Here is a 21,274-nt window from a genome sequence, read left to right as displayed (position 1 = left end):
CTCGGGGGCTGCCCGACCGCCCGGATGCGAGGATCCGCCATGCCCAGCTACGCCTTCGAAACCGTCGACGTGTTCACCGACCGCCGCTTCGGCGGCAACCAGCTGGCGGTGTTCCCGGATGCGCGCGGCCTGTCGGATGCCGACATGCAGTCCCTGGCCGCCGAGTTCAACCTGAGCGAGACCACCTTCGTGCTGCCGCCGGAGGACCCGGCCCACACCGCGCGGGTGCGGATCTTCAACCGCAGCTACGAGATGCCCTTCGCCGGCCACCCCAATGTCGGCACCGGCTGCGTGCTGGCCCGCCACGGGCTGGACCGCGACGGCGTGCTGCGGTTCGAGGAGCTGTCGGGCCTGGTCGAGGTGCGGGTCGAGCGCGATGCGGCCGGGGCCGTCACCGGCGCCGTGATCGCCGCACCGCAGCCGCTGACCACGCTGATGGAGCTGCCGCCCGAGGCGATCGCCGCCTGCGTCGGCTTGGCCCCCGGCGATATCCTGACCACGGTGCACCGCCCGGTGCTGGCCAGCGTCGGTATCCCTTTCGTGCTGGTCGAGGTGACCGGCGAGGCGCTGACCCGTGCCACCCCCGACATCGCCGCCTTCCGCCGCACCCAGGCCGAATTCCCGGGCATCGAACGCCGGCTGTCGCTGCACCTCTATGCCCGCGACGCCGCCGCGCCTGATATCGCCGCAGCCGCAGGCGCCCGCATCCGCGCCCGGATGTTCGCGCCCCTGTCCGGCACCTATGAGGACCCGGCGACCGGCAGCGCCAACGCCACGCTGGGCGCGCTGCTGCTGTCGCTGTCCGGCGCCGAGAGCGGCCGGGCCGAGATCGCCCAGGGCGTCGAGATGGGTCGCCCCAGCCTGCTGCACGTCGCCGCCCGCCGCGGCGCCGACGGGGTGCGCGCCACCGTCGGCGGCGGCTGCGTCCCGGTGCTGAAGGGCGAGGCGGAGGTCTAGGAGGGCTGCAGGGCGTCAAGCTTCGCGAGAAGGCGGGTCCAGCCATCCCGCTTCGCCCGCTCGCGGAGCGGCAGACCCTGACTGTCTTCCGCCTTGGAGTCTGCGCCAGCGGCAAGCAGCGCCAATGCCGCATCTTCCGAATTGGCGCTCAGCAAAGGAGTGTCACCGGAACGGGTCCGGGCATTGACGCGCGCCCCCGCTCGGATCAGCACCCGCACCGCTTCGGCGGAGTAGACGCGCATGAGCGGCGTCCGGCCTTCCCCGAGGTCGCCGTTGACATCGGCACCATGGGCCAGCAGGCGCCGGATGAGGCTGATATCTCCCAGGCTGGACGCCAGGCCGAGAGCCTGGGTCCGGTCCATTCGCGTCCCGCGCTGCAAAGCAGCCTCGATAAGGACCATCGAGATCTCATCGTTTTTTCCGGCTGACCTCAACACGGACGTGCTTCCATCCGGTACAAGATGCGCAAGCGCGTTCAGCGAAGTTCCCTCAGCCAGTAGGCCTCGGACGAAACCGACTTTCTCGCCCCCTACTGCTGCGGCAAGCAAATTGGTTGCTTTCACGGAATGAAAATCGAAGCCCTCGGCCTTCAACAGCGCGATGGTTTCTTCACTGCCATGCACCCATCTGTCGGTACCGGCGACGCGGTCAATCTCGTTCTCCAGATCGACGACGCTGCCCGGCATGCCGGTCTCGACACCCCAATAGTCGTCAACGGACTTCGACTGCCCATCGATCTCAAAAGATGTGTTGTAGGACGGCACATCCGTGACAGGTGTGAAGTACTTGTCATCCAGAGAGAAAAAATCTGCGTGTCTGAATTTTTCGATCAACGCAGTGACGGCTTGGCGAGGAATCCGGGTTTCGTACCGCCCCTGCAAAAGAACCGAATCCATGCCCTCGTAGGTAACCATCCCATCTTCCCCGATCTCCACACTGTAGGCCGGACAGGAGCCGTAGCATCCACTTCTCTCGAGCCGGATTCGGACGCGGCTCTGATCCGTCACCTCGGGAAAACGAACGCGCCGGGTCGGCTGGACTTCGGGAGGGAGGACCTTGATGCTGTCCTCGAATGAGGCGGACACGGCTCGACCGCCACGGAGATAGGGGGTGTAGCGCCAATGCATCGCCTGGGCCTCCGCCGCGGCGAAAGCCGGCGCGAAGCCCTCGGTCGCCTTCGCGGACCGCACGGCCCCTGTAGGGTCGATGACAATGGCAAGCCGAACCGAGCTTCCATCGGGATCACCCCCCGCGACACGAACGAAGTCCTGTCCCGTCCGACGGTGATCGACCCACCAAAGGCTGATCACTGGCCCTAGATCGGCAGATTGTGGAATCGCGGCCACTATCCCAGACGATGCAACCGCCGCGTTCGGCTTGGACGCGGGATCGGGAAGCTGAGCCGATGGCGGCTTTGGCGGCTCAGCCACACATCCGGCGACGATCAGGGTGAACATGGCTGCGACAAGCGAGCGGACCACAATCCCGGTCAATAGCCGATGCATGATATGGCTTCTCTGAAATCGCCCCTCCCCCGAGGGCCCGATAGTCTTGTCAGATGATCCCGGCCGTGACCAGCCGGCGCGCCTGACGGCGCCTCTCGCCTCCCTTCGTCATCCCCCCGAAGCGGGGATCTCGTCACCGCCCGACTGGCGAGAGAGAATGACGTTCGCGGAGGGCCCTGCCGCGGCACCGATGGCATCCGTCGGCGGCGGCTGCATCGATCGCTATTCCGGATTGAAGCTCGCCAGGATCACGCCGCCGCGGATGCCGGCCCGGGCCTCGCCGATCAGCTCCACCTTCACCTCTTCCGGCAGGCACCATGTGCCCCGGCTGAAGCGCCAGGACAGCGGCATCCGGTTCGGGTGGATCCGGCGGGCGGCATCCTCGGTCTCGGCCGCGACGATGGCGGAGTCGTAGGTGTCGGTCTCGTCGTTCACGTCCTGAGAGATCTTCCACAGCTTCATCGGACGGCCTCGGCAAGCCGGCTGCAGGCGATCCTGCGTGCACTCTCGGGCCCGGTCGGCTTGCCGCGCCGGGACCGGCCAGACGATACGAGGCGCAGCCCGGATGTGAAGTTATCGTTTTGTAAACGTCGCGCCCGGCCAGCCCGCTACCGCCGCGCCCGGAAGAACGCCCGCAACAACTCGCCCGCCTCGGCGCCATGCGGAGGCGTCTGTTCCACTAAGGGCCGGTGGTGGCAGGTCTTCTGTTCGAAGAAGCGGGGGCCGTGCAGCACCGCGCCGCCCTTGGGGTCGGTGGCGGCGAACACCAGGCGGCGCAGCCGGGCGAAGGAGATGGCGCCGGCGCACAGCGCGCAGGGCTCGAGCGTGACGTAGAGGTCGCAATCCGGCAGCCGCGGCCGGCCGCGCAGTCGCCCGGCCTCGCGGATCGCCAGCACCTCGGCATGGGCGGTCGGGTCCGCCAACTCCTCCACCCGGTTGCCGGCCCGGGCCAGCACCGCGCCGGTCGCGGCCTCGACCAGCACCGCGCCGACCGGCACCTCGCCACGCGCCGCCGCCGCCGCGGCCTCGTCGAGGGCGAGGCGCATATAGCCGTCATCGGGATCGGGGGTGGGATCGGGGGTCGGGTCGGGCACGGGTCAGATCCTTGCGTTTCGCGCTAACCCTGGCGGGAGGCTTCGCGGTAAACAAGGGTCATGAGCAAGACCGATCACAAGACCACCGTCGGGAAGACGGCGGGCGACACGGCCGCGAAGGGCGCCGCGACGCCGGTTCCGAACCCGAAGCCGACCATGGGCGCCAAGCCGGCCGCGAAACCGGCCCCGAAGCCGAAAGGCACCTTCAAGGACGGCGGCGAGAAGGATGGCGAGCGCGTCGCCAAGGTCCTGGCCCGCGCCGGCATGTGCTCGCGCCGCGAGGCCGAGCGCTGGATCGCCGAGGGCCGCGTCGCGATCAACGGCAAGGTGCTGGAGACCCCCGCCGTGGTGGTGCCGCCGGGCGCGGTGCTGAGCGTCGACGGCGTGGCGGTGCCGGACCCCGAGCGCACGCGCCTGTGGCGCTATCACAAGCCGGCCGGGCTGGTCACCACCCGGGTCGACCCGCAGGGCCGCCAGACCGTGTTCGACAACCTGCCGGAGGAGCTGCCGCGCGTGGTGTCGATCGGCCGGCTCGACCTCAACAGCGAGGGCCTGCTGCTGCTGACCAATGACGGCGAGCTGTCGCGGCGGCTGGAGCTGCCCTCGACCGGCTGGCCGCGGCGCTACCGCGTGCGCGTCCATGGCGCGCCCGATCCGGCGAAGCTGGCCGGGCTGGCCGGAGGCATCACCGTCTCCGGCGTCAACTACGGCCCGATCGAGGCGGAGCTGGACAAGGTGCAGGGCGCCAATGCCTGGCTGACCATCACCCTGCGCGAGGGCAAGAACCGCGAGGTGCGCAAGGTGATGGAGGCGATCGGCCTGAACGTGAACCGGCTGATCCGCATCTCCTACGGCCCGTTCCAGCTGGGCATCCTGGAGAAGGGCAAGGCCGAGGAGGTCAAGGCCTCGGTGCTGCGCGACCAGCTCGGCCGTTGGATGGACAACCGCGAGGAGGAGCCGCCGAAGCCGAGATCGGCGGCAAGGCCTGCCACCGCCCCCAAGCCCCCTGCCGGCCCCAAATCTTCCACCGGCCCGGCCCCCCGCCATGCCCCTGCGCCTCGTCGCCGGCCGGCATAGGGGCCGGCCCCTCGCCGCCCCGCCCGACCGCGCCACCCGCCCGACCGGCGAGCGGGTGCGCGAGGCGGTGTTCAACATCCTGGCCCATGCCGGATACGGGCCGGAGGGCGGCGACGCGGTGGCCGATGCGGTGGTGCTGGACGCCTTCGCCGGCACCGGGGCGCTGGCCTTCGAGGCGCTGTCGCGCGGCGCGGCGGAGGCTTGGCTGTTCGACAACTCCCCCGCGGCGCTGGGCTTCGCCCGCAGGAACGCCGAGACGCTGGGCGAGACCGGCCGTGCCCATGTGCTGCGCGCCGACGCGCTGAAGCCGCCGCCGGCCAAGGCCCGGGCGACGCTGCTGTTCCTTGACCCGCCCTATGCCAAGGGCCTGATCGGCCCTGCGATCACGGCGCTGTCCGCCGCCGGCTGGCTGGCACCGGGCTGCCTGGTGGTGGCCGAGACCGCGGCCGACGAGCCGGCGGTGCCGGGCCTCGACCTGCTGGACGAGCGCCGCTACGGCATCGCCCGCATCGGCTTCGGCCGGGTGGCGGGGTAGGCCATGGGGCACACGGCCGCCGCGCTGATCCGCCATTTCGAGCAGGGCAGCAGCACCCTGCGTGACGAGGCGGTGGGGACGGCCTGCGTGTTCGGCTGCCACGCCCGCGACCGCATCCACAACGTCCGGTTCCCCGAACCCGGCCTGATCCTGGTGGCCAGCGGCGGCAAGGAGTTCCATCTCGATGGGCGCCAACTCGCCGCCCGGGCCGGGGATGCGATCGCCCTGTCGCCGGTCGAGACGGTGGATGTCGTCAACATCCCGCCGGAGGGCGGGCTGTACCGGTCCGTCCTGATCAGCTTCGCGCCGTCGCTGCTGCGCGCGTTCCGGCTGGGGTTCCCCCATCTCGCCGAAGGCGGCCGGCCGCCGCGACCCTTCGCCCTGCTGCGCTCCGACCGGCTCGCCGAGGCCGCGGACCATGCGCTGTCCGCCTTCGCCGCCGGGCCGAAGCTATCGGTCGAGGCCACCCGGCACCGGATGACCGAGCTCTTGATCCTGCTGGCCGAGCAGGGCGTCGCCTGGCGGCCGGAGGCGGAGGAGCGTGTCGCCGAGCGGCTGCGGCTGCTGATCGCGGCGCAGCCGGCCGCCCCATGGTCGGCTGCCGATGCCGCCCGGCGCCTGGGCCTGAGCGAGCCGACGCTGCGCCGCCGCCTGCGGGCCGAGGGCGCCGGCTTCACCCGGGTGTTGAGCGACACCCGGCTGGACCATGCGCTGACGCTGCTCTATGGCGGCGCCGGCTCGATCGCCCAGGTCGCGCAGGCCTGCGGCTACCGCTCGCCCTCGCGCTTCGCCGGGCTGTTCCGGGCACGGTTCGGGCTGATCCCCTCCGCCACCCGCCCTGGTTCAGCAATTGATCGGATCGGGACGGTCTCCGATCGGAACCGGACGATGCCGGAGGCGGCGCCGCCCTAGCGTCTCCTCACCCGATCCCGAGGAGATTTTTCATGCGCACCGCTACTGTCGCCGCCGGCCTGGCGCTGGCCGCGATCCTGTCCGCCGGCCCTGGCCACGCCGCGGAATTCCGCCTGACCAGCCCCGACCTGGCCGAGGGCGGCAAGATCGCCAACCGCTTCGTCTTCAACAGCTTCGGCTGCAGTGGAGACAATGTCTCCCCGGCCCTGGCCTGGTCAGGGGCGCCGGCCGGCACCAAGAGCTTCACTGTCACCGCCTATGATCCCGACGCACCGTCCGGCAGCGGCTGGTGGCACTGGGTGGTGGCCGACATCCCGGCGGGGGTCACCGCTTTGCCGGAAGGCGCGGGCGCGCCATCGGCGCCCGGCCTGCCGGCCGGGGCGGTGCAGGGCCGCACCGATTACGGCAGTTCGGCCTATGGCGGCCCCTGCCCGCCGCAGGGCGACCGGCCGCACCACTACATCTTCACGGTGCATGCGCTGTCGGTCGACCGCCTGCCGGTCGACCCGCAGGCCTCGGCGGCCATGGTCGGCTTCGCCCTGCACGGCACCGAGATCGGCCGCGCCAGCCTCACCGCCCTCTACGGGCGGTGAGGCCAGTCCGGGTCAGGCCGCCGCGCGGAGGGCCTGGCTGCGCAGCCGGGTCACCGCCGCGACGGTCGCCAGACAGGCTTCCGCGACCTCCTTGCCCTTGACCAGGAAATGCTCGCGGAAGAAGGCGGTGTGGGTCTCGTGCTCGTGGAAACGCTGCGGCGTCAGCACGGCCGACAGCACCGGCACCTCGGTGTCGAGCTGCACCCGCATCAGCCCGTCGATCACCGCGGTGGAGACGAACTCATGGCGGTAGATGCCGCCATCGACGATGAAGCCGGTGGCCACGATGGCATCGTAGCGGCCGGTCTTGGCCAGGAGCTGGGCGTGCAGCGGGATCTCGAACACGCCCGGCACCTCGAACAGGTCGACCTGCGGCGCCGGCTTGCCCGCCCGGGCAATCTCGGCCAGGAAGGCGGTCTTGCATTGGTCGACGATGTCGCGGTGCCAGCAAGCCTGGATGAACGCGACGCGACCGGTATCGGTATTCGACGGGGACTGAGACTGATTCATGGCCATCCTCACATAGGACCAGAATCAGGGCATACGGGACCGACCGCCGGGACTCGCCCGGCCGGACTTCCCCGTTCTCTTTCATCCGGACTGTGACCGTCGGCTTCGGATTCCAACCGAATCTGCTGACCCTGCCGGTTGACCCGGCAGGCGCTCGCGGGCTTGTGCGCTTTCGCGCCATCACCGCCGGTGGGGACTTGCACCCCGCCCTGAGAACGTTCGCCGCCCGGGGGATCCGGACGACTGTTTCGAATATCGGGAGGCAGCCACCGCTTGGCAAGCCCCGCTGTGCGGGCGTCTCAGATGCAGTTGCGCAGGGCCAGGGCGACGACGTCGCGATCGGCCGCGGTGAGGGTCGCGGTCTCGGCCCAGTCGGTGCCCCAGTTCGGCGGCACGCCGCCGGACAGGGTCAGGCTGCGGCCGGCCCGCAGCGCCGCCAGCTCCGCCGCCGTCAGGTCGACCGTCAGGAAGCCCCAGCCATCGTCGGTCTCGCGGCTTTCGGCATCCGCCACCGTGCGCTCCACCGCTTGACCGCCGGCCTCCGCGGCGGCCAAGCCCAGCGTCACCGGCTCGGGCGACGGCACGTTGTTCTTGTCGGCGCCCCAGCGGCGGCTGAGCATCAGGGCGGCGGGGGCGGGTTTGCCGCGGCGGCAGAACAGGGTCAGCGTGTTCTCGTCGCCGCCCTGCGGGCCGATGCGGTGGGTGGTCACCGCCACGGCGCCGCCGCGGTAGGGCGTGACCTGCCAGGGCGTGCGGGTCTCGATCTCGCTGTTGTCGATGGCAAGGCCGGCGAGGTCGGCGGCGCCGAGCGTCTGCGGCGGCGCGTCCGGCGCCAGGGCCAGGCGCGGGCCGAAGGCCGGGTCGGCCCCCATCTCCGCCAGATACGCCCCGATCCGGGAGGCCAGCATCAGGCCCTCGGCAAGGCCCTTGGCGGCGGACAGGCCGGGCCGGTCGGCAAGCAGCGGCGACAGCACCAGCTGGTCCGGCCGCGGCGAGCGCTCCTGTCCACCCAGGAAGGCCAGAACGCAGGCGCCCTCGCATTGGCCGGCGATCTCCATCTCGATCGGCCGGCCGGCATCCGCCGACTCGGGGTCGGGCACGGTCCGGCCGACCGAGGTGGTGCAGCCGGCCGCGCGCAGGGCGCGGCCCAGGGCCATCGCCGCCTCGGCATCGCCGCCGGGCGAATCCAGCATCACCGGCTCGGCCGAATAGCAGCCGGACCAGCCCTCCTGCTTCAGGAACGCGGCGAAGGCGGCCGGCGCGTCGGCGGTGATCAGCCCTTCCGCCGCCACCCATTCGCAGCCCAGGCAGTTGCCGCCATTGCCGGCCAGGCTGAAGCTCATCGCCTCGGTGCGGCGCGGCGGCGGGTCGGCCGCCAGGGCCGTCAGCGGCAGCAGGGCGGCCAGGCCGCCGGCGATCCAGGACACCACAAGTCGCACCGGTCTTTCCCCTTGCCCAGAAGGCGGTGGCGCCCCCGCGACACCGCATGGCGGAGCGGGCATAGTGCCGTGCCGCCGGTCGCAGCACCCTAGCAGCCGGATTCGGGCAACAGGAGGGCGGAGCGATGACGGACCGGACGGGTGGATGCCTGTGCGGGGCGGTGCGCTATCGGGTGACCGGGCCGCTGCGCCAGGTGGTGGCCTGCCATTGCGGCCAGTGCCGCCGCACCTCCGGCCATTTCGCCGCCTTCACCGCCTGCGCCAGCGGCGACCTGGTGCTGGAACGCAACAAGGGCCTGCGCTGGTACCGGTCCTCGCCCGAGGCCCGCCGCGGCTTCTGCGGCGAGTGCAGCGCCAGCCTGTTCTGGGCGGTGACCGGCGGCCCCAGGGTCAGCATCGCCGCCGGCACGCTGGACGGCGCCACCGGGCTGCAGATCGACGCCCATCTCTTCACCGCCGACAAGGGCGACTACTACGCGATCACGGACGGCGGCCGGCAATGGCCGCAGGACCCGGATCCCGATGCGCCGGACTATCCGCAGGTGCCCGGCCTCTGACCCGTCAGAACGGCGAATCGGCCGGCGCCTGGTCGCGGCGTTCGGACAGGCCGTAGTCGCGCAGCACCGCGGCGACCCGCAGGCGGTAGTCGCGGAAGATGCCGTCGCGCCCGGCGGCCTGGGAGGCGCGGTGCTCGACCCGGTTGCGCCAGCCCGCCACCGCCGCCTCGTCCTGCCAGAACGACAGCGACAGCAGCTTTCCCGGGTCGGTCAGGCTGCGGAAACGCTCGACCGAGATGAAGCCGGGCATCTGCTCCAGGATCGGCTTCAGCCGGGCGGCGTGGTCGAGATAGTCGTCCATCCGGCCCTCCGCCGGCTCGACCTCGAAAATGATCGCGATCATCGTCTCTTCCCTGGCTGTTTCCAGGCATCCTAGCCCGGCCGGGGCGGGCCGGCACGCCGGTAGGCTTCGATCCCGGCCGAACTGTCCCAGGAAGGGGGTCAGCCCAGCCAACCCAGCAGCGCGAACCAGCCATAGTCCAGCGGCGCCAGCACCACGAAAGTGATCGCGGCCAGCGCCAGGCTGAGGCGCAGCCCGGCGGCGAAGGGCACCCGGCCCATCCCCATCGCCACCACCAGCGGCGCCGCCTGATAGGGCAGGAACGGGGTGGAGAAGCCGATCACCTGGATCATCAACACGGTCAGCAGCGGCAGGCCTGCGGCATCGGCGAAGGATTGCGCCAGCGGCGTGAACAGCGCCGGCACGCCATTGGCGGTGACCACGAAGCTGAGGGCCGAGGTCACGCCGATCAGGGTGGCGAAGCTGCGCGCCGGCGCGGCAGGGTCGGGCGGCGCGACATGCAGCAGGGCGTCGCCGATCACCTGGCCCAGGCCGCTCTGCCCCACCAGGGCGGCGAGGCCGAGGATGCCGGCGACATAGATCGAGGTGCGGTGGTTGACGTCGCGCCCGAACTCCTCGCCGGTGACGAAGCCGATGCGCGGCATCAGGCACAGGCAGGCGGCGGCGAGGCCGACCCAGGCCGGCGACACGCCATGCACCGAATCCGTCAGCCACAGCAGCAGGGTCGCGCCCAGCAGCACGGCCAGCCGCAGCTCGGCCGCGGAGACCGGTCTGGCCGGTTCGGCCGGCGCCGCGCCCGACACCGTGTCGCGGAACAGCCAGCAGATGCAGCCGTTCAGCGCGATGCCCTTGAGCAGGCCGAGCACCGGCGCGTGCAGCAGCAGATAGGGCAGGTAGGCCAGGTGCAGCCCGTAGTTGGATTCGATCGCCCCGGCCATCACCAGGTTCGGCACATTGGCCGGCAGGATCGAGGCGGAGAGCTGGAAGGTGCCGAAGCCGACCGCCAGCGCCAGCCCGATCCGCCCGCGCCGGCCTTCGCCCAGGCCCACCCGGTCGGCCAGGGCCATGACGATCGGCATCAGCAGCGCAATGCGGCCCATGTTCGACGGCATGACGAAGGCCAGGGCGTAGGTCAGCCCGACCACGCCGGCCACCAGCCGGGGGTAGGAGCCGGAGAGCCGCGCCGCCAGCAGCCGGGCCGCGCGTTCCGCCAGCCCGGTGTTGCGGATGGCGAAGCCCAGGACATAGCCGCCGAGCACCAGCCAGAAGGCGGCCGAGGCGAAGCCGGAGAAGATGGTGGCGGGCGGCGCCAGCGCCAGGATGGTGGCGGCGGCGAAGAACAGCAGGGCGGTGAGGTATTCCGGCAGCTTCCCGGTCGCCCATAGCCCGACCGTCGCCGCGACCACTAGGCCGGTGACCCACAGATGCACGATGTCCCGCCCCGCCCGCGGCACCTTGACGATGCTTCGATGGCCTTAAGGGCAACCTAACATTCTAGATGTAACCGGTTTCCATCGTTGTTGAAATCTTCCTGTAGCGCATGGCTTCCAACTATTGATCCTCGACAAGACGGGCCAGGACAAAATACGGCGATCGTCCGAGTGGACAAAGGAATAATGATCATGCCCATTTACACCTGGACTTCGCAGGAAGGCACCTTCTCTGGCAGACAAAGGATGGCTCTGGCCAAGGCCGTCACGGACATTCACGTGGGAGCGACAGGTGCCCCCAGAAGTATGGTGCGGATTATTTTCCAGACCTATCCGGAGGGAAGCGGATTTTTTGCTGAGAGTCCGTCTCCCGTGGTGTTTCTGCTTGGCCATATTCGGGCGGGGAGAACCACGGAAACGAAGCATTCGATGCTGAAACAGCTCAATGACGCGGCGATGGAAATCGGCGGCATCCCGAACGACGCGCTTGCAATCGTCTTCGAAGAGATCTTGCCGGGCCACGGAATGGAATTCGGCATGATCGTGCCGGGAGCCACGCCCGAAGAGGAAGCGAAGTGGCTTGAGGCCCGTGGAGCGTAAGTCTTCAAGACATCGCTGGCTGCGGAAGGCTGGGGCCGGGAGTGGGCGGTTTCGGACATTTTCCGAAAGCCCCGTCCCGCTTTTCGCAAGAACCCCCGTGACAAAGGCCGCGGCGTGACCTATATGCACGACATGACCCGTGTCCGCGCCCGCACCTACTTTTGGTACTTTAGCTACCCGCTTTCAGCGGCGGAGCGAGGGTGCGCGTGATCTGAAGACCGATCAACAGACGTCCCGAGAGCCGCCAGACCACCTGGCGGCTTTTTTAATGCCGCCGGTGTGGTGAACCCCCAGGAGCCCATGCCGTGCTGACCACCACCGACGACCTCCGCATCCGCGAGATCAAGGAACTAAGCACCCCCGACGCGGTGATGCGCGAATTCCCGCGCACCGCCGTGGCGACCCGCACCGTGACCGAGGCCCGCCGCGCCCTGCACGGCATCCTGCACGGCACCGACGACCGCCTGGCGGTGGTGATCGGCCCTTGCTCGATCCATGATCCCGACGCCGCCATCGAATACGCGACCCGGCTGGCGCCGCTGCGAGCCCGCTTCGCCGACACGCTGGAGATCGTGATGCGGGTCTATTTCGAGAAGCCGCGCACCACGGTGGGCTGGAAGGGGCTGATCAACGACCCGGACCTGGACGGCAGCTTCCAGATCGACAAGGGCCTGCGGCTGGCCCGCCGGCTGCTGCTGGAGGTCAACACGCTGGGCCTGCCGGCGGCCTGCGAGTTCCTGGACATGACCACGCCGCAATACATCGCCGACCTGGTCGGCTGGGGCGCCATCGGCGCCCGCACCACCGAAAGCCAGATCCACCGTGAGATGGCGTCCGGCCTGTCCTGCCCGGTCGGGTTCAAGAACGGCACCGACGGCAATGTGAAGATCGCGGTCGACGCCGTGGGCTCGGCGTCGCAGCCGCATCATTTCCTGGCGGTGACCAAGACCGGCCAGTCGGCGATCGCCGCCACCACCGGCAATGAGGACGCGCACATCATGCTGCGCGGCGGCAAGGCGCCGAACTACGATGCCGCCAGCGTCGAGGCTGCCTGCGCCGAACTGACCCGCGCCGGGCTGCGCCCGGTGGTGATGATCGACGCCAGCCACGCCAACAGCAGCAAGAAGCCGGAGAACCAGCCGCGGGTGGTCGAGGACGTGTCGCGCCAGGTCGCCGGCGGCGACCAGCGCATCATCGGCGTGATGGTCGAGAGCCACCTGGTCGCCGGCCGGCAGGAGCTGGTCGCGGGCCAGCCCCTGGTCTACGGCCAGAGCATCACCGATGGCTGCATCGGCTGGGACGCCTCGGTCGCGGTGCTGGAGCGGCTGGCCAAGGCGGTCGCGGCGCGGCGAACTGTAACAGCACAGGCGTTGACGGCGACCGCCTGAGACGGGATCATTCCACCATGGATCGCATTGCCCGAGCTACCACCACCAGCAAACGACGTCGCCCTGCGGCGACGGCGGTGCTGTGGTGCGCCGGGAGAGGTGGGGGATCCGCCGGGGTCAGCCCCGGCTGACCCCTCCGGATCCCGAGCACCGCAACCCGCCGTCCCCCGGACCGGCGGGTTTTTTCTTGCCGGTCACCGTCGCCCCCGAAGGACCAGACCATGAGCCAGCCCCACCTGCAGATCCGCCGCGCGGTCGCAACCGACGCCGACGCCGTCCGTGCGCTGACCCGCGCGGCCTATGCCAAATGGGTGCCGGTGATCGGCCGCGAGCCGCTGCCGATGGCCGTGGATTACGACGAGGCGGTGCGCGAGCACCGGATCGACCTGCTGTATGCCGGCGATGCCCTGGTCGCGCTGATCGAGATGATCGACCGCGGCGACGACCTGCTGATCGAGAATGTGGCGGTCGCCCCCGACGCCCAGCGCCGCGGCCACGGCCAGCACCTGCTCGCCCATGCCGAGGCCCTGGCGGCCGAACTCGGCCGGCCGGCGCTGCGCCTGTACACCAACCCGCAATTCGCCGGGAATGTCGACCTCTACGCCCGGTCCGGCTTCACGGTCGAGCGCGAGGAGCCGTTCAAGGACGGCACCGTCGTCCACATGCACAAGCCGGTGCAGTCCGAGCGCCCGGCCCTGTCGAGCTGACCGGCAAAGCCCCAGCCTGGGCCCCGATGAATATGCGGGGACCGATGAAAATGCCTGAATTGGACCCAGGCTGGGACTTAAGTCTTACCTGTTGTTATTTTACTGCGCAAGATGATTTCTTTCGTCGGACGTTACGGTACTTATAAGGCCCGGAAAAAACTCATCAAATCCGACCGATATACAGTCACGGCTTAGGCCGCTCGCGCCGGCGCGTTTACAAGCGGTCTCTCAGCCCTTCACACTGCCACTGGTCAGGCCGGATACGATCGAGCGCTGCAGCAGCAGCCCGACCAGCACCGGCGGGGCGGCGGCGATCACCCCCGCCGTCGCCAGCAGGCCGTAGTCGGAGACGCGGCCGCTGGCCAGGTTGGCGATCACCACGGTCAGGGTCTGGGCCCGGCTGTCGCTGGTGAACAGCATGGCGTAGAGGAACTCGTCCCACACGATCAGGGCCGAGAACAGCAGCGTGGTGCCGATCACCGGCCGGGCGAGAGGCAGGGTGACCCGCAGCAGGATCTGCCACAGCTTGGCGCCATCGATCCGCGCCGCCTCCTCAAGGTCCACCGGGATGTTGTCGATGCCGCTCTTCAGCAGCCAGGTGGTGAAGGGCAGCACGATGGTGCAGTCGGCGATCATCAGCGCCCAGGGCGAGTTGAGCAGGTCGAACGACGACAGGATGCGGTACAGCGGCACCACGAACATCAGCGGCGGCAGCATGTAGGTGGCGACGATCAGGTACAGCATCCAGCTGTAGCGCTTGGGATAGCGCGAGAACACCCAGGCCGCCGGGATCGCCAGCAGGAAGGCCAGGATCGTGGTGCCCAGCGCCACCAGGCAGGTGTTGCGCAGCGCCGCCAGGAAGGCGGCGCCGTCGCCATTCGAGGAGATGGTGAGCAGCCTGGTGTAGCGCGAGAAGTCGAGCTCACTCGGGATCCAGGCCAAGGGCAGGGTGGTGAGGTCGCGGGTCGAGCTGACGCTCATCACCAGCAGCCACAGCACCGGCACCAGGATGACGATGCCGACGAGATACATGGCGGCGTAGGCGGCGATCCGGCCGGGCAGGGACATGCGCATCGGTCAGGCCCTCGGCTGGTTGCGCAGGACGCGGGTGTAGCCGGCGATCAGCACCAGGCTGAGCGCGACCGACAGCATCGCCAGCGAGGCGCCGTAGCCGGCGTGGCGGAACGAGAACGCCTCCTGGTAGATCAGGATGCTGAGCGACTTGGTGCTGTCGACCGGGCCGCCGCGGGTCATCACCCAGATGATGTCGAACACCTTCACCGCCTCGATCATGCGCAGCACCGCGGCGATGCTGAGCGGCAGCAGGATCACCGGCAGGGTGACGGCGCGGAACCGGGCGAGGAAGCCGGCGCCGTCGATCGTCGCGGCCTCGCGCAACTCCTTCGGCACGCTCTGCAGCCCGGCCAGGGTGATCAGCGCCACCAGCGAGAAGGTCTTCCAGATGTCGGCGGCGCCGATCGCGAACAGCGCGGTCGCCGGGCTGCCCAGCCAGCTCTGGTACTGGTCGATGATGCCGAGCTGGGTCAGCAGCGCGTTCAGGGCGCCGAAATCCGGGTTGTAGATCACCCGCCAAGCCATGGCGTTGACCACGGTCGGCAACGCCCAGGGCACGATCAGCAGGAAGCGGAAGAAGGCGCGGCCCTTCAGCGGCATGTCGAGCAGCAGCCCGACGCACAGGCCGAGCCCCATCTCGATGCTGACGGTCAGCACCGTGAACAGCGTGGTGACGCCGAGCGCCTTGAGGAAGCCCGGGGACCGGAAGGCGCGGATATAGTTGTCGATGCCGACGAAATTGCCGCTGGCGCCGCCGAGCTGGGCGTCGGTGAAGCTGAGCCAGACCGTGTCGAGCAACGGCCAGCCGATGACAGCAGCCAGGACCACCAGGAGCGGCAGGACCAGCAGCAACCGCCCACGAAACGTCAAGACAGTCCTCTTGCTTGGCACGGGAGTTAAGGCCCCTCCCCCGCCCGGCCGGCGGCCGGAACGGGGAGAGGGGGTTGGTGCTATCGGGCTGGCGTCAGTTGGTGGCGCCGAGGTCCGAGGCCGCCGACTTCAGCGCATCCGCGGCCGAGGCCTGGCCCAACAGCGCCTGCTGCAGGGCCTGCTGCAGCCGGGTCGAGAACTGGGTGTAGTCGACCGCCTGCGGCCGGCTGAACAGCTTGGCGAAGGACTTGTCCTGCGCCTCAAGCAGCGGGGCGTTGGGCGAGGTCTTCAGCGATGGGTCCTCGTAGTAAGACTTCCAGATCGGCGGCCCGCTGTTGGCATACTTGGCTTCGACCTCGGGCGAGGCGAGGTAGGTGATGTAGGTCCAGGCCGCGTCCTGGTTCTTGCTGCCCGTGGGGATGCCGAGGCCCATGCCGCCATTGACGGTCGAGACAGTGCTTTTCCCGTCGACGCCGGGCGGGGCGATGACGCCGACCTGGCCGACGATCTGCGATTCCTTCGGGTCGGTGTTGGCCTGGTTGTACATGTAGGTCCAGTTCAGCGCGAAGGCCGCCTGGCCGCTGGAGAAGACGCGGCGCACGTCCTCTTCCAGATACTCGGTCGAATGCGGGTTGGTGGTGCCGTTCTTCAGGGTGTCGACCATGAAGTTCAGCGCATCCAGGCCGCCGCCGGTCTGGAAGCCCGGCTTGCCGCTGGCGTCGAGGAAGTCGCCGCCGAAGGCCTGCACCAGGATGGCGTAGTCGCAGATGATCGCTTCGGCCTGGCTCCAGCTCCACACGATCGGGTACTGGACGATGCCCTTCTGCTTCAGGATCTCGGCGTCCTTGATCACCTCGGGCCAGCTGGCCGGCGGCTTGGCGATCCCGGCCTTCTCCAGCATGGCCTTGTTGTAGAACAGGAACTTGCTGTCCATCAGCCAGGGCATGCCGTAGGACTTGCCCTTGTAGTCGACCGTGGTCCAGGCGCCGGCCTGCACCGCGTCGCGGGTCTTGGCGTCGATCCGGCCGGTGACGTCGGCCAGGATGTTGTTGGCGGCGAATTCCGCCGGCCAGATCACGTCGAACAGCACGACGTCGTAGCCGCCGCCGGACCCGGCCGCGAGGGTGATCTTGTCGTGCAGCGTCTCGTAGGGGACGAATTCCAGCTTCACCTGGATGTCGGGATGCGCCTTCTCGAAGGCCTCGGTCATCGCCCGCACATCCGATTCGGAGTAGCCGGCCTGGGCCATGAACAGGCCGTTGAGCACGGTCTGGGCCTGGGCGGCGCCCGGAAGGCTCAGAAGCAGGGTGATGCCGAGCGTCGCACAGGCCTTGCGGCCGATATGTCCCATTATGCCACCTCCCAGTCGGGCGGCAGGCGGCGGTTGTCCCGCAATTCGCTGCCGGCCAATTAATCAAACAGTGTTTTATTAATCACGAAGCCGCATGGGGTTGTCAACGGCCTTGCCTCTGCATCGCGGCTCAGCCGGCGAGGCGGACGCCGAGCAGGGCCAGGGCCGGATTGTCGGCCGCGGCGGTGCCGATGCTGGGCGAGGCCGACAGGCGGGACAGGCTGGATTGCAGCAGCACCGCGACCGGCAGCGCCGCGGCGCCCATCGCCGGCAGGTCGGCGGCGTGCTCCGCCGGCACCAGCCGCGGCAGGCTGCTGGCATGACGGTGGGTCATGCCCGGCAGCAGCGGGCTGGCGGCGGCAATCAGGCCTTCCATCAGCTCCGGCGGCAGGCCGCCGCCGATCACGATGGTGTCGGGGTCGAACATCGCCTCGATGTTGCGGATGGCGATGCGCAGGTACTCGCCGGCCTCCTGCTGCCAGGCCAGGAGGCGGGAGTCGCCGTCGCGCAGCAGCGCCACCAGCTCCTCCGCCGGCACCTCGTCGGGCGCGCGGGTCGGGCCGCACACCGCCTCGGCGGCGGCGTAAAGCGAGACATACTGTTCGAGGCAGCCGCGGCTGCCGCAGGGGCACAACCGGCCGCCGGGCTTGACGATCATGTGCCCGATCTCGCCGGCGCCGCCGAAGGCGCCGCGGTAGTGCTGGCCGTCGACCACGATGCCGCCGCCGACGCCGAGGTTGAAGTGCAGGTAGAAGAAGCTGCTGGCGACGCGGCCGACGCCGTACAGCCGCTCGCCGATCGCGGCCACGGTGGCATCGTTCTCGACCAGCACCCACAGGCCGGTCAGCCGCTCCAGCTCCGCCCCCAGCGGGAAACGGATCCAGGCCTCGGCCTCCTTCACCTTATCGTACCAGAAGGCGCCGTTCTGGACCGTGCCGGGCACGCTGCAGCCGACGCCCCAAACCTGGCTGGGGTCGATGCCGGACGCGGACAGCAGGTCGCGCGTCTGGTCCGCCAGCACCTGTGCCGCCGCCTGCGGCTCGCGCTCCGACAGGGCCCGCGTGTCATGGGCGACGATCTGGCCGGTCAGGTCGACCAGCACGCCGGTGACCCGGCGGTAGGCGAGGCTGAGACCGATGGTGTAGCCGCCGGCGGGGTTGACCGACAGCTCGACCGCCGGCTGGCCGCGCAGCCCCATGCGCTTGCCGTCCTGGCGGATCAGCCCGGCGGCCTCGAGCTCCGTCGCGATGTTGGAGATGCCCTGCACCGTCAGGCCGATCAGCCGCGCCAGCTCCGCCCGCGTCACCGGCCCGTGGCGGCGCACCGCTTCGAACACCGCGCGGCGGTTCAACGCCCGCGCATGCTCCAGATTCGCCCCCTGGAAGGTGCCGGACTGGTCCGCCGGACGCGCCATGAAGTTTCCCCTCGACGATGAAACCGATCCAATATAATCAAACAGCGTTTAATTAATAGCCGCCATCACGAGCGACCCCAGGGAGCCCTCCGATGCAGATCGGCACCTATATTTGCCAACAACCCGCCATCCTGGCCGCCCTGCCCGGCGTGCTGGCCCAGCCCCTGGCCGCGCTGCCGGCACTGGCGCGGACGCCGGAGCGGATCGTGCTGCTGGGCACCGGTTCGTCGATGAACGCGCTGCTGGCCGGGGCCGACGCCCTGGAGGCGGCGACCGGCGCCGCGATCGTGGCCAAGGAGCCGGAGGCGTTCCTGCGCCGGCCGCCGCGGCCGAACGCGTCGGCGACGCTGGTGCTGGCGGCGTCGCAGTCGGGCATGAGCATCACCTCGATCGAGGCGGTGCGGCTGGCGGTCGCGCTGGGGTTCCCGACCGTGGTGATCACCGCCGACGGCGACAGCCCGATCGCCAAGGCCGGCGCCGACACCGTGCTGATCCCGATCGGGCCGGAGACGGTGGGCCCGAAGACCAAGGGCTACACCGCCACGGTGCTGGCCGTCCTGTCCGTCGCCGCCCGCCTCGGCGGACGCCCGCTCGACCTGTCCGGCCTTGCCGCCGCGCTGGAGCGGACGGTCGAGACCGGCCGGCTGGCGGCCGACGAGCTGCTGCAGCGTGTCGGGGTGCCCGACTACATCCTGGTCGCCGGCCAGGCCGGCCATGTCGGCACCGCGCTGGAGGCCTCGCTGAAGATCGCCGAGATCAGCGGCGTGCCGACCGCGGCCTTCGACACCGAGGAGGCGCTGCACGGCCATTGCTACGGCACCACGCCGAACAGCCTGGTGATCGTGATCGCGCAGACCGCCGACGAGGCCAGGGTGGCCGCCAATCTGGGCGAGGCGCTGACGCCGCTGGGGCCGCGGCTGGCGGTGTGCAACCTGTCCGGCCATGCCACCCGCTTCGACTGGGACGTGGCCTGGCCGGAGGGGGCGGGGCCCGAGGAGCTGGAATGGCTGGGACCCGCCTGGGCTCCGGTCCCGTTCCAGTGGCTGGGCTGCGCCCTGGCGACGGCGCGCGGGCTGAACCCGGACACCATGATCTATCCGGACATCGGCAAGAAGCTGAACGTCCGCCTGCGGTCGACGGTGGCATGATGCCGGTCGCGGTCGGACTGGACATCGGCGGCTCCTCCACCAAGCTCGGCGCCATCGACGCGCAGGGCCGGGTGCTGGCCCGGGCCCGCTTCTCGGTGCCGAAGGAGGCGGGATTCGACGATTTCGCCGCCGTCGCCATCGCGGCCGTCGCGGCGCTGCAGCGCGAGATCCCGCCGATCGACGCCATCGGCATCGGCGTGCCGGGCTATCCCCATCCCGAGACCGGCCTGCTGTTCGGGCGCTGCCCGGCGGTGCCGGCGCTGATGGGCGGGTCGCTGTCGCAGGTGCTGGGCAGCCATTTCGGCGTGCCGGCGGCGATCGGCAACGACGCGGTCTGCGCCACCCATGGCGAGATGCAGTCCGGCGCCGGCCGCGACCTGCAGCGCTTCGCCCTGTTCACCCTGGGCACCGGCATCGGCGGCGCGGTGGTGATCGACCGCCGGGTGATCGACGGCCCGGTCGGCCTGCCGCCGCAATTCGGCTGCATGTCGCTGGACCCCGCCCGCACCGACATCGCCGACCCGGTGCCGGGGATGCTGGAGAACCTGGCCAGCGCCACCGCGCTGGTGAAGCGCTATGCCGAGCTGCGGCCCGGCTTCGAGGACCAGGGGGCGCAGCTGGTCTGCGACCGGGCCAAGGCCGGCGAGCCCGAGGCGATGCAGGCGATCGACGAGGTGGCGCGTTGGCTGGCCCAGGCGATCGGCATCATGGCCAACATGCTGAACCTCGAGGCCGCCATCCTGGGCGGCGGCGTGTCGCTGGCCGGGCCGGTGCTGGCCGACCGGGTGGCGGCCCACCTGCCCGACTTCATCCTGGCCCTGCCCGGCCGGTCGCCCAAGGTGCTGCTGGCGGTGCATGGCAACGACGCCGGCATGATCGGCGCCGCCACGCTGGGCCTGGGCGCCGTCGCCCGCCCCGCCGCCACGGGAGGCTGACGCCCGTCAGTCCTTGCGGGCCATGTAGGCGGCGAAGGCGTCCTTGTGGTCGCGGTGCCAGCGCGACAGGGCTGGACGGTTGTGGATGATGTCCTCCGCCGCCCAGCGGATGCGCTTCTCGTCCACCGCCCGGGTCACGTCGTTGTCGGGGCACAGGATATAGAACTCGCCGCGGCCGAGGCTGTCGAGCATGAAGTCGATGACCTGATCCGCGCTCCAGGCCGCCGCCGGCTTCTCGGTCTCGCCACGGGCGGTGATGCCGGTGAAGGTGTAGCCGGGGATCAGCAGATGCGCGGTGACGCGGCAGCCCTCGGTCTCGCGCAGGGCATGCGCCAGGCCTTCGGTTAGCGCCTTCACCCCGGCCTTGGAGACGTTGTAGGCGGTGTCGCCCGGCGGGGTGGTGATGCCCTGCTTCGAGCCGGTGTTGATGATCAGCCCGTCGCCGCCCGCCCCGATCATCGCCGGGGTGAAGGCCTGGACCCCGTGGATCACGCCATAGAGGTTGACGTCCAGCACCCGGCGCCAGCGGTCGTAGTTCTGCCAGGGGCCGCCGCCATTGCCGATGCCGGCATTGTTCATCAGCACCCCGACCTCGCCGAACACATCCAGGGCGACGTCGCGCAGGCCCTCGACCTCCTCGAGCAGCGAGACGTCGGTCGGCACGGCGCGGACATCGGGCGCGCCGCCGGCGGCGATCTCCGCCACCTCGCTCGCAGCGCGCTCCAGCGCCTCGCCCGGCAGGTCGGCCAGCACGACCTTGAGGCCGATCTTGGCGAAGCGCTTGGCGGCGGCGAGGCCGATGCCGCCGGCGGCGCCGGTGATGACGGCGACGCGGCCGGCCTGGATCGCGGGATGGGTGGTCATGGGGCTCTCCCTG

General features: G+C 70.1%; 23 protein-coding genes and 1 riboswitch. Of the genes, 11 read left to right on the top strand and 12 right to left on the bottom strand.

Annotation, left to right across the window (positions count from 1 at the left end):
* Window positions 1-39: 39 nt before the first annotated feature.
* Window positions 40-957 carry a PhzF family phenazine biosynthesis protein gene (locus AB4112_RS31675; protein ID WP_441725639.1) on the top strand — a complete coding sequence of 306 codons (918 nt, stop codon included), beginning with the start codon at window positions 40-42 and terminating at the stop codon, window positions 955-957.
* Here AB4112_RS31675 and AB4112_RS31670 read toward each other — a convergent pair.
* From AB4112_RS31670 to AB4112_RS31660, 3 genes are all read right to left on the bottom strand, one after another.
* The gene (locus AB4112_RS31670; RefSeq protein WP_441725636.1) at window positions 954-2,414 is read right to left on the bottom strand and encodes a DUF6438 domain-containing protein; all 1,461 of its coding nucleotides are present in this window, start codon (window positions 2,412-2,414) and stop codon (window positions 954-956) included. The two genes, AB4112_RS31675 and AB4112_RS31670, sit on opposite strands and share 4 nt — an antisense overlap.
* 270 nt (window positions 2,415-2,684) lie before the next feature.
* The gene (locus tag AB4112_RS31665; RefSeq protein ID WP_309794950.1) at window positions 2,685-2,924 is read right to left on the bottom strand and encodes a hypothetical protein; all 240 of its coding nucleotides are present in this window, start codon (window positions 2,922-2,924) and stop codon (window positions 2,685-2,687) included.
* 146 nt (window positions 2,925-3,070) lie between these two features.
* Window positions 3,071-3,508: a nucleoside deaminase gene (locus AB4112_RS31660; RefSeq protein ID WP_309795715.1), complete on the bottom strand. Its 438-nt coding sequence runs from the start codon at window positions 3,506-3,508 to the stop codon at window positions 3,071-3,073.
* A gap of 108 nt (window positions 3,509-3,616) precedes the next feature.
* Between AB4112_RS31660 and AB4112_RS31655 the strand changes: the two genes are divergently transcribed.
* The 4 genes from AB4112_RS31655 to AB4112_RS31640 are packed head-to-tail and all read left to right on the top strand — an operon-like array spanning window position 3,617 to window position 6,673.
* Window positions 3,617-4,633: a pseudouridine synthase gene (locus AB4112_RS31655; protein WP_441725633.1), complete on the top strand. Its 1,017-nt coding sequence runs from the start codon at window positions 3,617-3,619 to the stop codon at window positions 4,631-4,633.
* Window positions 4,602-5,168, top strand: a complete 567-nt coding sequence (locus tag AB4112_RS31650; protein WP_441725630.1) for an RsmD family RNA methyltransferase — start codon at window positions 4,602-4,604, stop codon at window positions 5,166-5,168. Before AB4112_RS31655 ends, AB4112_RS31650 begins: the two co-directional genes overlap by 32 nt.
* A 3-nt stretch (window positions 5,169-5,171) precedes the next feature.
* Window positions 5,172-6,080 carry a helix-turn-helix transcriptional regulator gene (locus AB4112_RS31645; protein ID WP_441725627.1) on the top strand — a complete coding sequence of 303 codons (909 nt, stop codon included), beginning with the start codon at window positions 5,172-5,174 and terminating at the stop codon, window positions 6,078-6,080.
* A gap of 32 nt (window positions 6,081-6,112) precedes the next feature.
* Window positions 6,113-6,673, top strand: coding sequence for a YbhB/YbcL family Raf kinase inhibitor-like protein (locus AB4112_RS31640; RefSeq protein WP_441725624.1), 561 nt, complete (start codon window positions 6,113-6,115; stop codon window positions 6,671-6,673).
* A gap of 12 nt (window positions 6,674-6,685) precedes the next feature.
* On the opposite strand, the gene AB4112_RS31635 is transcribed toward AB4112_RS31640, so the two are convergent.
* Both AB4112_RS31635 and AB4112_RS31630 read right to left on the bottom strand, forming a co-directional pair.
* Window positions 6,686-7,183, bottom strand: a complete 498-nt coding sequence (locus AB4112_RS31635; protein WP_441725621.1) for a 6,7-dimethyl-8-ribityllumazine synthase — start codon at window positions 7,181-7,183, stop codon at window positions 6,686-6,688.
* Between the two features lie 69 nt (window positions 7,184-7,252).
* Window positions 7,253-7,404, bottom strand: a riboswitch (FMN riboswitch).
* Between the two features lie 78 nt (window positions 7,405-7,482).
* Window positions 7,483-8,622, bottom strand: a complete 1,140-nt coding sequence (locus tag AB4112_RS31630) for a hypothetical protein (protein WP_441725618.1) — start codon at window positions 8,620-8,622, stop codon at window positions 7,483-7,485.
* A gap of 125 nt (window positions 8,623-8,747) precedes the next feature.
* On the opposite strand from AB4112_RS31630, the gene AB4112_RS31625 reads away from it, so the two are divergent.
* Complete coding sequence (locus AB4112_RS31625; RefSeq protein ID WP_441725615.1) at window positions 8,748-9,179, top strand: GFA family protein; 432 nt, start codon at window positions 8,748-8,750, stop codon at window positions 9,177-9,179.
* A 4-nt stretch (window positions 9,180-9,183) separates the two neighbouring features.
* On the opposite strand, the gene AB4112_RS31620 is transcribed toward AB4112_RS31625, so the two are convergent.
* Both AB4112_RS31620 and AB4112_RS31615 read right to left on the bottom strand, forming a co-directional pair.
* Window positions 9,184-9,522, bottom strand: a complete 339-nt coding sequence (locus tag AB4112_RS31620; protein ID WP_441725613.1) for an antibiotic biosynthesis monooxygenase family protein — start codon at window positions 9,520-9,522, stop codon at window positions 9,184-9,186.
* A 98-nt stretch (window positions 9,523-9,620) separates the two neighbouring features.
* The gene (locus AB4112_RS31615; protein WP_441725611.1) at window positions 9,621-10,910 is read right to left on the bottom strand and encodes an SLC13 family permease; all 1,290 of its coding nucleotides are present in this window, start codon (window positions 10,908-10,910) and stop codon (window positions 9,621-9,623) included.
* 192 nt (window positions 10,911-11,102) lie between these two features.
* Here AB4112_RS31615 and AB4112_RS31610 point away from each other — a divergent pair, with 192 nt between their 5' ends.
* The 3 genes from AB4112_RS31610 (at window position 11,103) to AB4112_RS31600 (ending at window position 13,605) form a co-directional block, all read left to right on the top strand.
* A complete protein-coding gene (locus AB4112_RS31610) occupies window positions 11,103-11,510 on the top strand; it encodes a tautomerase family protein (RefSeq protein ID WP_441725609.1) in 408 nt (135 codons plus the stop codon).
* Window positions 11,511-11,815: 305 nt separating this feature from the next.
* Window positions 11,816-12,898 (top strand): 3-deoxy-7-phosphoheptulonate synthase, encoded by a 1,083-nt coding sequence (locus tag AB4112_RS31605; RefSeq protein WP_441725606.1) that lies wholly within the window; start codon window positions 11,816-11,818, stop codon window positions 12,896-12,898.
* A gap of 221 nt (window positions 12,899-13,119) precedes the next feature.
* Window positions 13,120-13,605 carry a GNAT family N-acetyltransferase gene (locus AB4112_RS31600; RefSeq protein ID WP_441725603.1) on the top strand — a complete coding sequence of 162 codons (486 nt, stop codon included), beginning with the start codon at window positions 13,120-13,122 and terminating at the stop codon, window positions 13,603-13,605.
* 228 nt (window positions 13,606-13,833) lie between these two features.
* Here the strand turns inward: AB4112_RS31600 and AB4112_RS31595 are convergent, their stop codons facing one another.
* The 4 genes from AB4112_RS31595 to AB4112_RS31580 form a co-directional block, all read right to left on the bottom strand.
* Window positions 13,834-14,679, bottom strand: coding sequence for a carbohydrate ABC transporter permease (locus tag AB4112_RS31595; RefSeq protein ID WP_441725600.1), 846 nt, complete (start codon window positions 14,677-14,679; stop codon window positions 13,834-13,836).
* Between the two features lie 3 nt (window positions 14,680-14,682).
* A complete protein-coding gene (locus tag AB4112_RS31590; RefSeq protein WP_441725597.1) occupies window positions 14,683-15,549 on the bottom strand; it encodes a carbohydrate ABC transporter permease in 867 nt (288 codons plus the stop codon).
* 94 nt (window positions 15,550-15,643) lie between these two features.
* A complete protein-coding gene (locus AB4112_RS31585; RefSeq protein ID WP_441725594.1) occupies window positions 15,644-16,900 on the bottom strand; it encodes an extracellular solute-binding protein in 1,257 nt (418 codons plus the stop codon).
* 130 nt (window positions 16,901-17,030) lie between these two features.
* Window positions 17,031-18,314, bottom strand: a complete 1,284-nt coding sequence (locus AB4112_RS31580) for an ROK family transcriptional regulator (protein ID WP_441725591.1) — start codon at window positions 18,312-18,314, stop codon at window positions 17,031-17,033.
* 92 nt (window positions 18,315-18,406) lie between these two features.
* On the opposite strand from AB4112_RS31580, the gene AB4112_RS31575 reads away from it, so the two are divergent.
* On the top strand, window positions 18,407-19,462 hold the full coding sequence (locus AB4112_RS31575) for an SIS domain-containing protein (protein WP_441725582.1): 1,056 nt from the start codon (window positions 18,407-18,409) through the stop codon (window positions 19,460-19,462).
* The gene (locus tag AB4112_RS31570; protein WP_441725580.1) at window positions 19,459-20,397 is read left to right on the top strand and encodes an ROK family protein; all 939 of its coding nucleotides are present in this window, start codon (window positions 19,459-19,461) and stop codon (window positions 20,395-20,397) included. The genes AB4112_RS31575 and AB4112_RS31570 overlap by 4 nt, the downstream gene beginning before the upstream one ends.
* Before the next feature lie 6 nt (window positions 20,398-20,403).
* Here AB4112_RS31570 and AB4112_RS31565 read toward each other — a convergent pair whose 3' ends face one another.
* The gene (locus AB4112_RS31565; RefSeq protein ID WP_309794932.1) at window positions 20,404-21,261 is read right to left on the bottom strand and encodes an SDR family NAD(P)-dependent oxidoreductase; all 858 of its coding nucleotides are present in this window, start codon (window positions 21,259-21,261) and stop codon (window positions 20,404-20,406) included.
* Window positions 21,262-21,274: the final 13 nt, after the last annotated feature.

This window comes from Inquilinus sp. 2KB_23 (genome assembly GCF_052115705.1).
GTDB classification, from domain to species: Bacteria; Pseudomonadota; Alphaproteobacteria; order DSM-16000; family Inquilinaceae; genus Inquilinus; species Inquilinus ginsengisoli_A.
The sequence above is the reverse complement of the archived record's forward strand: the minus strand, read 5'-3'. Positions and strand labels throughout refer to the sequence as shown.

What these genes read in the sequence shown, in the direction of transcription:
- AB4112_RS31675 (WP_441725639.1), top strand. Translation starts at nt 40, where the DNA reads ATGCCCAGCTACGCCTTCGAAACCGTCGACGTGTTCACCGACCGCCGC.
- AB4112_RS31670 (WP_441725636.1), bottom strand. Translation starts at nt 2,414, where the DNA reads ATGTTCACCCTGATCGTCGCCGGATGTGTGGCTGAGCCGCCAAAGCCG.
- AB4112_RS31665 (WP_309794950.1), bottom strand. Translation starts at nt 2,924, where the DNA reads ATGAAGCTGTGGAAGATCTCTCAGGACGTGAACGACGAGACCGACACC.
- AB4112_RS31660 (WP_309795715.1), bottom strand. Translation starts at nt 3,508, where the DNA reads ATGCGCCTCGCCCTCGACGAGGCCGCGGCGGCGGCGGCGCGTGGCGAG.
- AB4112_RS31655 (WP_441725633.1), top strand. Translation starts at nt 3,617, where the DNA reads ATGAGCAAGACCGATCACAAGACCACCGTCGGGAAGACGGCGGGCGAC.
- AB4112_RS31650 (WP_441725630.1), top strand. Translation starts at nt 4,602, where the DNA reads ATGCCCCTGCGCCTCGTCGCCGGCCGGCATAGGGGCCGGCCCCTCGCC.
- AB4112_RS31645 (WP_441725627.1), top strand. Translation starts at nt 5,172, where the DNA reads ATGGGGCACACGGCCGCCGCGCTGATCCGCCATTTCGAGCAGGGCAGC.
- AB4112_RS31640 (WP_441725624.1), top strand. Translation starts at nt 6,113, where the DNA reads ATGCGCACCGCTACTGTCGCCGCCGGCCTGGCGCTGGCCGCGATCCTG.
- AB4112_RS31635 (WP_441725621.1), bottom strand. Translation starts at nt 7,183, where the DNA reads ATGAATCAGTCTCAGTCCCCGTCGAATACCGATACCGGTCGCGTCGCG.
- AB4112_RS31625 (WP_441725615.1), top strand. Translation starts at nt 8,748, where the DNA reads ATGACGGACCGGACGGGTGGATGCCTGTGCGGGGCGGTGCGCTATCGG.
- AB4112_RS31620 (WP_441725613.1), bottom strand. Translation starts at nt 9,522, where the DNA reads ATGATCGCGATCATTTTCGAGGTCGAGCCGGCGGAGGGCCGGATGGAC.
- AB4112_RS31610 (WP_441725609.1), top strand. Translation starts at nt 11,103, where the DNA reads ATGCCCATTTACACCTGGACTTCGCAGGAAGGCACCTTCTCTGGCAGA.
- AB4112_RS31600 (WP_441725603.1), top strand. Translation starts at nt 13,120, where the DNA reads ATGAGCCAGCCCCACCTGCAGATCCGCCGCGCGGTCGCAACCGACGCC.
- AB4112_RS31595 (WP_441725600.1), bottom strand. Translation starts at nt 14,679, where the DNA reads ATGCGCATGTCCCTGCCCGGCCGGATCGCCGCCTACGCCGCCATGTAT.
- AB4112_RS31585 (WP_441725594.1), bottom strand. Translation starts at nt 16,900, where the DNA reads ATGGGACATATCGGCCGCAAGGCCTGTGCGACGCTCGGCATCACCCTG.
- AB4112_RS31580 (WP_441725591.1), bottom strand. Translation starts at nt 18,314, where the DNA reads ATGGCGCGTCCGGCGGACCAGTCCGGCACCTTCCAGGGGGCGAATCTG.
- AB4112_RS31575 (WP_441725582.1), top strand. Translation starts at nt 18,407, where the DNA reads ATGCAGATCGGCACCTATATTTGCCAACAACCCGCCATCCTGGCCGCC.
- AB4112_RS31570 (WP_441725580.1), top strand. Translation starts at nt 19,459, where the DNA reads ATGATGCCGGTCGCGGTCGGACTGGACATCGGCGGCTCCTCCACCAAG.
- AB4112_RS31565 (WP_309794932.1), bottom strand. Translation starts at nt 21,261, where the DNA reads ATGACCACCCATCCCGCGATCCAGGCCGGCCGCGTCGCCGTCATCACC.